This is a genomic window from Vibrio sp. S234-5, assembly GCF_000960595.1.
Taxonomy (GTDB): domain Bacteria; phylum Pseudomonadota; class Gammaproteobacteria; order Enterobacterales; family Vibrionaceae; genus Vibrio.
In genome coordinates this window covers 206,256-219,451 of record NZ_JZAM01000362.1, presented here as the reverse complement: position 1 = coordinate 219,451, position 13,196 = coordinate 206,256, and the positions used below count along the sequence as shown (strand labels likewise).

The following is a 13,196-nucleotide window of genomic DNA, read 5'->3' as shown; positions in this document are numbered from 1 at the left end:
GGTTTCCTCCAAAGCAGAAGGAACCTCATAGTTCGGGACCTTCCGCAAACAACAAATCTCGCCAAAGCCTTGGGCTTTGACACTCTGTGCATGCGTTGGTCTCGTTAAAGTGACTATCACAGCCGCAAGCCGATTGGCTCAACTGGATAAACACCTTTAATTGCCGGAAAGGCCTTAGCCTAACGGGATGACGACAAATAAACTTACGCTAACTACTCCCCAAACTAAGCTATTTTATTCCACTCTTGTTATTGGATCCAGAATGAATCTCTAAATAGTCTTCTTGGCCTAAAACAAAAGAGAGCCGAAGCTCTCTTGATCTGTTTGGGCTACATGCCGCCTAGCGGAACTAGATACACCAGCGTTGACCATATTGCGACCCAACCGACAACGACGGCAGTGTCCACCCAATCTTTATTCCACATATCCGTTTCCCCCATTTTCCGCAGGAAACACAGCAAACTCTATACCAGTTTTAACCTGTTGGACGAAACACTCACGGACTCATTTAGCACATTCGGTACATCTTGTAGGTATTCAATAAAACAGTCCGCCATCGATAGCGTACTGACAAAACCATCGCCTTTCATCTTACCCAACGCTTCGTAGCCCTCTTTGCCTTTCATGGTGTAGGCTGACGATGTGCCACGATACCACACATCCGCCTCGACATTCTGCCAATGACCCGAGTTCAAGATTTGTAGATTTTCAATCCGTTGTCCCATCGGGTTATGCGGCTGATAATCAAAGCGCAAGCCGTAAGTGTATGGATAGCTTCCAGACCCCGTACCTTCAACACCATTATTGATGGCGTTATTAATCGCGCCCTCAATAGCCGCGGCAATCGTCTTCCCCTGTACATCATAAAAACCGACAGGAACGGCAAAAGGCAGCAGTTTTCCGGCCACATCGGCCACCGAGACTTCTCCGGGATTTAGCGAGTTTCTTACGCCACCGGCGTTATGTAGCGCAAACTGAACGTTATGACGTCGCTTATTCAGTGCATGGACAAAAGACGCGGCCACGAGTGGCGCTAAGGAGCTCGGACCTTCGTCATCAGGAATTCGTACGTGACGTAACTTTTGCTCTGCGTTGGCGATGATCGACTGCTGCAGCTTTCTCACTCGAGGAATGTATTTGTTGTGCATAATATCTTGGATTTGTTCATCCTTTTTGCACACCACCACATTGAGCTGCCCATCAATAAAATCAGCCGCTTGATTATACCAATCGCAAGTCCCTTGTTGGTTAAGGCCAGGATCGAGGAACATACGCCGACCAATCAGCAGCTCATTGCGCCCCTGGAAGTTACTCACTCGACCATCGGCTTCAAACTGGATTTCACAGTGGCCCATGGTCATCGAGTGGTAACCTGCTTGCACAATGAATGTCTCGTTAATTTTCAAACCATAGTCGTCATCTTTTCCGAGTCCGACTGCGCTAAAGTCACCCTGTAACCTGTGGCTGTGTCCACCGATAATAAGCGCGATGCCATCCACCTGACGTGCCAGTTCAATATCGCCTTCATAGCCAAGGTGACTAAGCAAGATGATTTTATTGATGCCACGATGCTGCAACAGTTCAACCGTATTTCGCGCAGTATCTATTGAATTTTCAAACGGAGTATCCGGGTCGGGGTTGGCAATGTCGGCCATTTTATCCAGCGACAGGCCAAAAATGGCTACGGGTTCACCGTCGATCTCTTTGATGATGTAGTCTGCGGTGTGCGTTTCGCTTTGAAAACTCTTCACGTTGTCCGCATCACGTAGTGTTAATGCTTTGTCTTGCCGTTCATGACTCAAATTCCAGTTACCAGCGAGCAGAGGAAACCGAACCCGACGGACAAACTCCGCGACCGGCTCATTGCCCATATCCAGCTCGTGATTTCCCAACGCCATCGCATCAATGGCCAAGGTATTGAGCAGATCCGCATTGGCTTTGCCTTTAAATAGGGAAAAATAGAGCGTGCCTTGGAAACAATCTCCAGCGTGCAAGAAAAGAAACCCTTTTTTCTGTCTCTCCGCTTCTTGTTTGATCTGTTGGGCGCGAGTCGCGATACGAGCAAAGCCGCCTGCACTTACGTAAGGTTCAATGAGGTTCTCGCCGATTTGAATCGCGAGCTGTAATGACGTTGGCTCAAAATAGGAATGAGTGTCATTGATGTGTGCCAGTTTCAGCGTGACTGGCTTATGCGTTTTTATCATAGTCACTTTCTCTCTCTTCATTCCTTTATACTTAGAACAGAATGATGACAGAATCGTGAATTTTATGAAACTCCAATGCAAAAAGAAAAAGTGACTGAGTCGGTTGTCACAGCCTGTTGGTCATGAATGTTTAATAAATCGCCAAGCGCACGCAATTTGTGACTCCATAACAAACAAGCGCTTAGAAATTGACATATGCTTACTATCAGCACCTTTCACTTTACATTCAAATAATTAGTGGTGCAGCGATGTCTCAGGAGGATGCCTATGTTGTTAGAACGGATCGAAGTTGCTGGCTTTCGTGGTATCAAACGGTTATCCCTTGCGTTTGATGAATTAACCACTTTGATTGGCGAAAATACCTGGGGTAAATCGTCTCTGTTGGATGCCTTGTCGGTGGTCCTGCCTCCTAATGGCGTGCCATACCAATTTCAGATGTCCGATTTTCATGTCGACTACTCCATTTCTCATCCACAAACGCAGCATCTACAAATTGTGCTCTGTTTTCATTCTACCGACAGACACGAAAACAAAGCGGGCCGTTACCGACGATTGAAACCGGTTTGGTGCAGAGATGACAACGGCGATCACCGTATTTTTTACCGTATCAGCGCGTCGCGTAACGGCTACGACATTTCGACCAGTTACGCCTTTTTGAATCTTGATGGTTCGACCAGAAGCCTTCACCATTCGGAAAAAATTGCCCAAGAGCTAATGTCATTGCACCCGGTGATTCGCCTGCGTGACTCTCGCCAGTTTCCTGAACTACCAGGCTCAACAGCCAACGGTAAAAATGCACGGATTGAAAAACGTATCGACAATACCTGCCGCAGGCTGATGGCCATTCCTGGCCATGTGAACAAGGGGGAAATGCGCAGCAGTTTAAAATCGATGCATTCTCTGATTGAACATTACTTCTCTTTTAAAAGTGTCAGTAAAAATGACCCGCGCAAACCACGCGATGGCCTGTTCTACAATTCAACCTCTTCTGAAAAAAACCTTAGCCAATTTATTGAAGAGACGAACAACAAACAGACCAGACTCCTTTTGATGGGCTTGCTAAACGCCTATCTACAAGCTAAAGGACCGGGCGATTTACGCCGTTGTGCAAGGCCGATTTTGATCATTGAAGATCCTGAAGGTCGTCTGCATCCCACACATCTCGCTCGCGCTTGGAGCTTGCTGCAAATGTTGCCCATGCAGAAGATTCTCACCACCAACAGTGGCGCGCTGCTGGGTTCTGTGCCACTGGCCTCGCTTCGCCGCTTAATTCGTCAATCGGATCGCACCATCGCTAAATCGATTCAGTCGCACCGCTTTAGCGTCGATGAGTTGCGCAAGATTGGTTTTCACATTCGCTTTCACCGCTCTGGAGCGCTGTTTGCCCGTTGCTGGTTGTTGGTAGAAGGAGAAACCGAGGTATGGCTGTTTAACGAGCTGGCCAATCAATGCGGCTATAATCTGGCCGCGGAGGGAGTACAGATCATCGAGTTCGCACAGTCTGGCTTACGTTCTTTGATCAAAGTGGCTAAAGCATTTGGCATCGATTGGCATGTTGTCACCGATGGCGACGCCGCAGGGAAAAAATACGCAACAACCGTGCGTTCGATGCTCGGCCACGACCAAGCACGCCATCGCTTAACCGAATTACCCGATCACGACATTGAGCATTTTCTATATAATCATGGCTTTGATAAGTTCTTTAGGGACCTTATCAAAATTCCTTATGAACATCCGATCCCGGCGAAAAAAGTCGTCACGCGTGTATTGAAGAAACACGCTAAGCCCGATTTGGCGCTGGCGATTGTTTCTCACTGTGAGCTCAATGGCGTGGAATGTATCCCGGTGTTGCTGCGTTGGACACTGAAACGCGTGGTAACGATGGCCAATGGCAACACCTAGTTGCATGAAGAGATACCAATACATTTCAAATAAACATCAATGCGAATGATGACACATATCAACTTGGCTGCATCTCCCATCCAAAACACCGAAGAGAAAAAAAGCGCATCTGAAAAGATGCGCTTGTATCAAGTATCATATTGACTGATAGAAAGTATAAAGCGGGATTAAACTCTACACAGGGATACAAATAGATCGGGGGGGTCTACCTCACGCTTGCCTTGCAAGTGATGTAGTGACTGATTTCTGGTGAAGCCACAGGCCAGATGTTTTCATCAGGTAACCAAAGACGCCGCCCAACAACAGTGAAGGGACAACCAACTGCCAGTTACCATCCGCAGCAAATGTTGCACACGAACCGATGAACGTTCCGGGAATGTAAGCCAACCAAGTTTGTTTCGCTTGAATACACATAAGAAACGCCACTACAGCGGTTATCACATAGCCAAGAATCTCAAGGCCAGCGAATGTCGAACCGTAGATGATCACCATCGCCCAAAACACACCTGTCATATTGGTGAGCAAGCTTTCAATCAAGCCCTTAACACCAGCGTTAGGCGAGGCAAAATAGCTGGTGCATCCTAAGAAGCCAGCCCAAGATAAAAGCCCAAACGAGATGGCAATCCATCCCCAAATGCCAGACAGAATGCCTGTTGTCAGCGAAATAGCGACTAATGTACTCATAGTATTCTCGACCCAAACCGGTGAGTAACTGCATCTGCATACTCACAACTCAATCAGGAAACAATACTAAGTGAAACGCCTTCACCCCCTAGTGATAATGATCACAATAGGAAATAATAATTTTCACTTATTGCATTGATAATTTGACGCAACCGATAAATCAACAGATTTAGGTATGATTGTTTTGAGTCTAAAAACTGAACTGTACTCTGTTTACAACACCGTTGGACGCCCTTTCATCATACGTAGCCCCTCCCTCTTGATGCACTCAAGCAAAGGATTTTCTGCCATATCAGCGCGCCAGATGAAGGACAAGGTCCGTTCCATACTGAGCTCAGGCACATTCAGCGCAACCAGACGCCCCGCTTCGATGTGACGCTCAACGTCTAAATACGGCAAGCACGTCAGATATGAGCCATTTTCCACCAAACTTCTCAGCACTGGGACGTGTTCATACTCACGCCACACATCCAAGTCTTCCACCAAATGATGAATGGAACTATCAAAAACTTTGCGAGTGCCCGAACCATGCTCACGCAATACCCAGCGGGCCTGTTCAAGCTGCGCTAAACTGACCGTGTCACGTTTGGCAAAAGGATGGTTGGCCGAAGCAACCACCGTTAGGTGATCGCGGCACCAGATTTCCTGATTGAGCCGATTGTCATCACAGCGCCCTTCAATGATGCCGAGGTCATAGCGGTAATCCAGCACGCCCTCAATTACCCCTTTGGTACTTTTGACCCCAAGAGAAATGCGCATCTCTGGAAAGTCGTTATCAATAATACTGATGAGATCGGGAACCAAGTGTTCCGCTGGGGTCTGACTCGCGCCAAGTCGGATTTCACCACTGAGCAAATGCTGCTCATAAAACCCCATTTCGATTTGCTGCGCGTCTTGCAACAATCGTTTCGCTTTCGGCCGAAGCCACATTCCCCAATGTGTCAAAGCCATCTGCTTACCTTGGCGCTCAAACAGCGGGCGCCCAAGCATTTTCTCCAGTTGAGCTAACGACATACTCGTTGCCGATTGGGTGAGTGCCAATTTGTCCGCCGCCTGACTGACACTGCCAGAATCGGCAACGGCATCAAATACTGCCAACTGTTTTAACGAATAGCGCAAAATTTCCTCCCTAAATTCAAGCGTCTCATCAAATTGATGAGCAATGGGTTTCATTTTACGCTTCTCTTTTTACATATCAAAGAATTTGATGAGCTTTCTAAAAATTATCAATTTTACCTCTAGATAACCGCCCCTTAATCTGATTGTGCGGTTCGGGAACACCGCACTCACTAACAACGTCAGGGCTTATAACTTAAGGCTTGGACTAACAAATATAAATGAGCTAAGGAGCAACAATGAATTCAGAAAAAAGGAGTCGATATGTCAGTGGCTACCTCTGAAAACACACAATACTTTTCACCAAAAGAGATGATGGCAGAAGCAGAGAAATTCGCACTCAGCAAGGCGAATAAAACCAGCGCCATGACACTTGGGCTCGCCATTATGGCTGGTGCATTTATCGGCTTGGCGTTTCTTTTCTATATCACAGTAACAACGGGGAGCAGCAGTGCGGGCTGGGGATTAAGCCGCCTGGCTGGCGGGCTCGCATTCAGCATGGGGCTTATTCTGATTGTCATCTGCGGCGGGGAGCTATTCACCAGTTCGGTTCTATCAAGCATCTCTTGGGCAAATCGACAGATCAGCTTTGGCAAAATGCTCACTATTTGGGGAAAAGTGTATGTCGGCAACTTTATCGGCGCGATGTTCTTGCTGCTGCTGGTGACCTCTGCCGGGCTGTATCAAATGGATGGTGGTCAATGGGGATTGAATGCACTCAATATTGCCCAGCACAAACTGCACCACACCACGGTTGAAGCATTTTCGTTAGGTATCTTATGTAACCTGTTGGTCTGCTTGGCAATTTGGCTGACATTTAGCTCCGCTAACGCGATGACAAAAGCCACAATGACCATGTTACCCGTGGCCATGTTTGTCAGCAGCGGCTTTGAGCACTGTGTGGCGAACATGTTTATGGTACCGCTTGGAATAGTCATCGCCAACTTTGCACCGGACGCGTTTTGGTCGCAAATCGGTGTATCGGCAAGCCACTATACCGATCTCAACATTGGCCACTTTATCACGGCGAATCTCATCCCGGTAACGCTTGGCAACATCGTCGGTGGCGCGGTACTGGTCGGGTTAGCAAACTGGTGCCTCTATCGCCGCCCATCACTGAAGGCGGCCAACATCAGCACAATTACACAAACAAAAAATATTACGTCAGTTAAGGAATTTACTATGAAAAACGCTTATATCGTCAAGGACATCATGAATAACGCGCCCGTGGTACTAGGGGTTGAAATGCCGATTGCCACTGCACTCGACACCTTGTTAGACAATCAACTGGTCAGTGCTCCAGTGGTCGATATCGAAGGCCGTTTGGTCGGTTTCCTCTCCGCTCACGATGTGATGGTCGACCTATGGTGTCAAGATTATATTCCCAATGCCGAGCAGAAGGTGGTGGATCTGATGAGCCGTGATGTGATTGCAATTGATATCAATGACCGCTTAGTCGACGTGGTGGAGTTTTTTTGTATTGATAAGGAGCAGCTTTATCCGACCAGCAGTATGGGCATCGCCACCCGCATGACGTCTCTCTCTTTGGAAGAGCGCGCGAAAAGTATGAAAGTGAGTAAGCCACATGTCTTGCCCGTGCTGGAAAATGGCAAACTCGCTGGCGTGGTCTCGCGCAAAGAAGTACTTGCGGCGCTACGACCAATCTACGGCGAGCGACTAAACCTGGTGATGTCTCGCGAATTAGAAAGAGCTTAATACGCTCTCTAATACAGCAAAGCCTCCGAGATGGAGGCTTTGCTTTTTGTTGAATCAAACCTTACTTTTTGATCCCTTCAACATGCAATTCCATGTCCACGTAGCTAGACGCGCCCATGACCGCGATATTGAAATCGGCCAGCTCTAGGCGAGTTTGGCCAGTGAAACCAACACGCTCACCGCCCCATGGATCTTTACCTGCACCCACAAACTCTGCGGCAATCGTGATAGGTTTAGTGACACCGTGTAGCGTCAAGTCACCCATAACATCCAGTTTACCATTGCCTTTGTCCACCACTTTGGTACTGGTGAACGTTGCTGAATCAAATTTACCCGCATCGATGAAATCGCTGCTGCGGATATGCTTGTCACGCTCTGCATGATTAGAATCTAGGCTGCGAGTGTCAACGACAACCTGCACTTTAGAAGCGGCGATATTGTTTTGATCGTAGCTCAACTCACCAGAAAACTTATTGAAACGCCCTTTGATAAAACTATAACCCAAATGGCTAACTTTGAAGTTAACTGACGCGTGTGCCCCTTTTGTATCAATCACATAATCCGCCGCGTTGGCAGTAAATGGCAGTGCCATCGCAAACGCAAGCCCTGTAGCAAGCAGTGATTTTTTCATTTTGAAGCTCCTATCATTTTTCTTAACGTATTGTCCTTGTTGACAAAGTGATGTTTTAAGGCAGCAAGCGCGTGAAGTGCCGCTAAACCGATCAGCAGCCAAGCTGCGTAGAAATGGACCGTACCGGCGATGTCTGACTGGTTTGCAAACAACTCACCCAAACTCGGCACAGTAAACCAACCGAACACTTCAATCCCACGGCCATCAGAGGTGGAGATGAGATAACCTGATATGAAAATCACCATCATCAGAAGATAAATCGAATGATGGGCCGCTTTAGCTGCCGCAATTTCCAGCTTAGAACCTTCTATTTTTGGAGAAGCGGTAAGTGCTTTCCATAGCAGTCTAAACACAGTGACGAGCAACAGAAGAATGCCAACTGAACGATGCCAGTCTGGTGCAGTTTTGTACCATTCACTGTAGTAAGAAAGATCGACCATCCATAAACCGACAGCAAACATGGCGACAATCACCACCGCCGAAAGCCAGTGTAAGATCCGAGCCACCGCATTGTATTGTGTTACCTGAGTTTCCTTCATGTGTAGATCACCACCCATTGCGAAATAGTTAATAAGCATAAGTCTCGGACTTAATATAACTTTTTAAACAAACTAAACGAAATTATTTACCAACTTTTACCCATCAGCGACCTAGCCAGATGAATCAACTTGTTCGAAAATTTCGAAGGAACTTCAAACACCTGAGAATAGGTCATTTTTATACAAGTACATTGTGAGATACATAGCTCTTTCCATTTGATTTATCGATAGTTTTTTTCAATAGGGGCCAGATAACACAGTTGCATAGGATGACAGGTAAGAGGAGTTAACACTATGTTAAAAGGCGCAAAAATATGATGTTTTGATCAAGAACTTGTAAGCAAATGTTAGTTGGAGAAAATCAAACATGCTAACCTCACCCGCCGTGAAACGTATTTGATAGGGAAATGACTTGCTACTCGATTTGGTTATAAAAAGCGTCAATAACTTTCAGGATGATTGTTTGAAGCTTTGCGAGAAACACTATCCAGCAGTGCATAATCACGGGATGAATGAGCATCATCTCGCTTTGGCGTTTGCGCGTCGCATGCAAAACACCCTCAGACTGTTTAACCATGAGAGTGTGATTGAAGCGTTGGAAACCGTTGAGCAGCCCGATCTCCCCCATCAGTACCGAATCTCGTCGGATATCGGCACAGTGTGGGTGCTGTCGCATCACATGATCAGCGCGGGAAAAACATGTCGCGACAATCTATTGGCGTCCATCACCGAGTGGCAAAGTGAATATGGTTATGCTATCCAACCAAACGATCTGCTGTTTTTGGTAGGCGATCATTGGATAAGCCGCAGTAAAACCAGCCGTGAACTGCTCTATTGGTGGATGGGTTCATTGCCAGATCAAGTCACTGAGTACAGTGAACAAGGCATCTCTCTCTACACCTGTGATTCCCAGTTCACCCAAAGTCTAGAAGGGCGTTTTAACATTTCGCCCTGTTACCTTAAGTTTGGCCACCCGTTACGCCGTACAAAGAACCAACAAATGGTACGCAAATATATTCAGTTTTATGCGGTTTTACAGTGGCATTAAACCATATAAAACTGAGAGCACATCCGTTACACAACCGAGGTAAAATAAAGAAACTGCACGAATATCAAGGACGACAACAAAGTTTGACCTGCTTCGATAATCCTTGAGTAAAACCACAAGGGGGCTTGCTAAGTCTAAAACCTGTGGGGTAGAAAGAACGAGGGCGCAAAACCCGCTAGCATATTTTACGTTGTATTTTTGACAACTTTATTAATTTTGGGTGAGCCAGTTTCACCATATTGAATTTTGAGCCTTAATTAGAATGAATACGCTAACAGCAGAAAGACTGGATGAATACATTTACACCGCGTGTGATGGACAGTTCGTTGCTCACTACAAAGAGATGACTTTGCGCAGTGTTTTTCAGCCGATCTACAAGAAAGACATGACTTTGGTCGGTTTGGAAGCCTTAGTACGAATAGACTGCGCTGACGGTAGTACAATCAGGCCGGATCTCTTCTTTCATTGCGATGATGTGTCGCCAACTGACAGGCTCAATGTCGAAAGACTGAGCCGCATTATTCATATCCGCAACTTTGCCCTTTCCCGCTACAGAGATAAACATCTGTTTTTGAACGTGCTGCCGCATGCCATTGAACGACTGGCCAATGAAGAGCTCAGTTACAACTTTCTACTAAGGACAATCCAAGAGGCAAACTTACGACCCAGTCAAATTGTCATGGAGCTGATTGAAGTGCACGTTAACTGTGAGCAAGAGCTGCAATTTGCCACTCGGTCGCTCAGTCGTAATGGTTTTATGTGGGCAATTGATGACTTTGGCGTAGAAGCGTCGACGCATGAGCGAACTAGGAACATTCTGCCCAACATCATCAAACTCGATCGCTCTTTACTACAAAGATACGAGCAAGGTGAGACGGCATTGCTTCTGGCAGCGCTTGAATTTGCTGATGAAATGAATTCGATGACAGTGATCGAAGGGATTGAAACTGAACATCAGCTCGCTTTGATGAAGTTGCTCAATTTGGACATGTACCAGGGTTACCTGCTTGCCATGCCCAAATCGTTATCGGAAGAGCATCTGTTCAGCGCGGTTTGTTACGCTTAATCAGTTTTTCTTTCCGCGCCCTTGGTGAATTTTCAGCTTTGCCTTCAGTTTACGCTTGTCGGCCGAACGGCTTTTACGTTGGCCTGTTGCATTGTTATCAATAAAAGTGCTGGCAGGACTTGGCTCAAAGCCGGCTAACCACTCTTGCGGCAGACGTTGATCAAGTAAATTCTCAATCGCTGTCAGCAAATACTCTTCGTCGTGGGACATAAAAGAGACAGCTAAGCCACTTTGCCCTGCGCGTCCGGTACGGCCAATGCGGTGCACATAATCTTCCGCTTTGTATGGCAGGTCATAGTTAATAACTTGCTCAAGCTGAGCGATATCCAGCCCACGCGCGGCAACATCTGTAGCAATCAAGGCTCTCACTTTACCGCTTTTAAAATCATCCAACGCTTTCTGACGTGCGCCTTGCGCTTTATCCCCGTTTATCGAAGCTGCTTTAATGCCATCAAGTTTCAGTTCATTGACCAATTGATCACTGCCCTGCTTAGTTTTGGTAAACACCAATACCTGCTGCCAGTTGCGTGAACCGATCAAATACGCCAACAGTTCACTTTTGCGCTTTTTATCCACCGGATAAACCATCTGCCGCACTTTCTCAGCAGTGCTGTTTGCCGCCGCGACTTGGATCTCTACCGGCTCTTTCATCAAGCGATAGGCCAAGGCTTTAATTCGAGTGTCAAATGTTGCGGAAAACAGCAGGGTTTGTCTTGCTTCTGGCATACGCTTTAAAATTCGCTGAATATCCGGCAAGAAGCCCATGTCCAACATGCGATCGGCTTCATCGAGCACCAACAAGTGCGCGTTAACTAAAGTGGTTTTTCTGGTAAACAGGTGATCAAGCAGACGTCCTGGGGTCGCGATCAAGATGTCTACGCCATTGGCTAAGTTCTTCACTTGAACATTGATGCTGGTGCCACCGTAAACAGTAACGATTTTTAACGAGGTGTGCTTGGCGTATTGACTCAAATTGTCGAATACCTGCTGCGCCAATTCACGGGTAGGCACAACCACCAGCGCTCTTGGCGTTGCTCTTTCTTCTTTAGTATCCACATGATTGGCTAACAACATTTGGATAAGCGGTAAACCATACGCGGCGGTTTTACCTGTCCCAGTTTGTGCCCCAGCCAACACATCTCTGCCAGCAAGGACAGGCGGAATCGCTTGCTGCTGCACGGGTGTCGGTGTTGAAAAACCAAGTTCAGATAAAGTGTCGCTCAACGCTGGTTCTAAACCGAGTTCAATAAATTTCGCTGTCATGGGGCCCCCGTAAAAATGAGCGAGGATTTTATCAGAGCTAAGATGATTAGACTATCGATGAGACCAATTCTTTCTGCTGATTGAGCGCATACGTCATCACTTCAGGATACAAATACGCAAACTGCTCGGCGAAAAATGGATAGTGGCGAGCAAGCGTCGTACCACACTCACTTAATGGCGCCATACGTAGACTGCGCTGTGACATTCTTGACAAAGCAAATTCGATATTTTGCATCGACTGGTAGGACTGTAGCCAGCGTCCTGACCAAATTTTACCGTTAACCAAGACAAAACGATGCGGCAAGACCACTTGCGGAGCGTTATTGACCGCCCTTTGTGCTAGCTCGACAAAATCCTCCAGTGTTTGTGGGTGATAGTTCGACCAATGACGCGCTAGACAGTGATCCCAAAACACATCTAACGCGATAGGGGCAAAGCGCCTTAGTTCAACTGGAAAGTGCATTTTGCATTCTCTGAGTAAATCATGCTGATCAGTGAAGCTATCGATCAATCGATGTAAACGGATGCCGTCTGCAATGGCTTTCGGGTAGTGTGCATAGGGATCGCCTTTGACAAAATCGCCCAGCAAATTGCCTAACAGATTACTGCCAGCAAACTGGGCGAGATGCAGATGAGCAAGAAAATTCATTTCTAGATGGGCAATCAATGCAATGCGGGAGGCAAGTGTCGGCGTTTAAACACGAGATTATGCCTCGGATTCCGCCCCAGATTCTTGCTCTTGATAATCAGATAGGTCAAAGCCGATTTCCAGCGCATCCAACCATTCCAGAGATTCTTCATTCTTGAGATATTGGTCTGACATAAGACCTCCTTGTGTGTTGAGCAAATACACTCTGCTCTTTTATCTTTATCACGACAGCTGTTATAGGCCACATTAGTAACACAAGAAAGACGCAACTTCTATCTCCGAGACACAGCTCATAAGTAACCGTTTGCTTTAATTTAACTGCGCGACGTTGTACAAAAGCTTAACGGCAAGTGAGCAGCTCATTTGTCATGGAAATGA

11 protein-coding genes are annotated in these 13,196 nt (G+C 46.7%); 4 read left to right on the top strand and 7 right to left on the bottom strand.

Going from position 1 to position 13,196, the window contains the following annotated elements:
• Positions 1-464: 464 nt before the first annotated feature.
• The gene (locus tag UF06_RS21260; protein WP_045572224.1) at positions 465-2,225 is read right to left on the bottom strand and encodes a bifunctional UDP-sugar hydrolase/5'-nucleotidase; all 1,761 of its coding nucleotides are present in this window, start codon (positions 2,223-2,225) and stop codon (positions 465-467) included.
• Between the two features lie 246 nt (positions 2,226-2,471).
• Between UF06_RS21260 and UF06_RS21255 the strand changes: the two genes are divergently transcribed.
• Positions 2,472-4,106, top strand: a complete 1,635-nt coding sequence (locus UF06_RS21255; protein WP_045572223.1) for an ATP-dependent endonuclease — start codon at positions 2,472-2,474, stop codon at positions 4,104-4,106.
• A 210-nt stretch (positions 4,107-4,316) separates the two neighbouring features.
• On the opposite strand, the gene UF06_RS21250 is transcribed toward UF06_RS21255, so the two are convergent.
• Both UF06_RS21250 and UF06_RS21245 read right to left on the bottom strand, forming a co-directional pair.
• Positions 4,317-4,790, bottom strand: a complete 474-nt coding sequence (locus UF06_RS21250; RefSeq protein WP_039427557.1) for a DUF1097 domain-containing protein — start codon at positions 4,788-4,790, stop codon at positions 4,317-4,319.
• A gap of 213 nt (positions 4,791-5,003) precedes the next feature.
• Positions 5,004-5,909 (bottom strand): LysR substrate-binding domain-containing protein, encoded by a 906-nt coding sequence (locus tag UF06_RS21245; RefSeq protein WP_045572297.1) that lies wholly within the window; start codon positions 5,907-5,909, stop codon positions 5,004-5,006.
• A 261-nt stretch (positions 5,910-6,170) separates the two neighbouring features.
• Here UF06_RS21245 and focA point away from each other — a divergent pair, with 261 nt between their 5' ends.
• Positions 6,171-7,622 carry a formate transporter FocA gene (focA, locus tag UF06_RS21240; RefSeq protein ID WP_045572222.1) on the top strand — a complete coding sequence of 484 codons (1,452 nt, stop codon included), beginning with the start codon at positions 6,171-6,173 and terminating at the stop codon, positions 7,620-7,622.
• 61 nt (positions 7,623-7,683) lie between these two features.
• On the opposite strand, the gene UF06_RS21235 is transcribed toward focA, so the two are convergent.
• Together UF06_RS21235 and UF06_RS21230 are read right to left on the bottom strand one after the other, a co-directional pair.
• The gene (locus tag UF06_RS21235; RefSeq protein ID WP_045572221.1) at positions 7,684-8,253 is read right to left on the bottom strand and encodes a YceI family protein; all 570 of its coding nucleotides are present in this window, start codon (positions 8,251-8,253) and stop codon (positions 7,684-7,686) included.
• Positions 8,250-8,792, bottom strand: coding sequence for a cytochrome b (locus tag UF06_RS21230; protein WP_045572296.1), 543 nt, complete (start codon positions 8,790-8,792; stop codon positions 8,250-8,252). Before UF06_RS21230 ends, UF06_RS21235 begins: the two co-directional genes overlap by 4 nt.
• 412 nt (positions 8,793-9,204) lie before the next feature.
• Between UF06_RS21230 and UF06_RS21225 the strand changes: the two genes are divergently transcribed.
• Together UF06_RS21225 and UF06_RS21220 are read left to right on the top strand one after the other, a co-directional pair.
• Positions 9,205-9,840, top strand: a complete 636-nt coding sequence (locus UF06_RS21225) for a hypothetical protein (protein ID WP_045572220.1) — start codon at positions 9,205-9,207, stop codon at positions 9,838-9,840.
• Between the two features lie 262 nt (positions 9,841-10,102).
• Positions 10,103-10,906: an EAL domain-containing protein gene (locus tag UF06_RS21220; protein ID WP_045572219.1), complete on the top strand. Its 804-nt coding sequence runs from the start codon at positions 10,103-10,105 to the stop codon at positions 10,904-10,906.
• Here the strand turns inward: UF06_RS21220 and UF06_RS21215 are convergent, their stop codons facing one another.
• Together UF06_RS21215 and UF06_RS21210 are read right to left on the bottom strand one after the other, a co-directional pair.
• On the bottom strand, positions 10,907-12,169 hold the full coding sequence (locus UF06_RS21215; protein ID WP_045572218.1) for a DEAD/DEAH box helicase: 1,263 nt from the start codon (positions 12,167-12,169) through the stop codon (positions 10,907-10,909).
• A 46-nt stretch (positions 12,170-12,215) separates the two neighbouring features.
• A complete protein-coding gene (locus UF06_RS21210; protein WP_045572217.1) occupies positions 12,216-12,818 on the bottom strand; it encodes an ACP phosphodiesterase in 603 nt (200 codons plus the stop codon).
• Positions 12,819-13,196 lie beyond the last annotated feature (378 nt).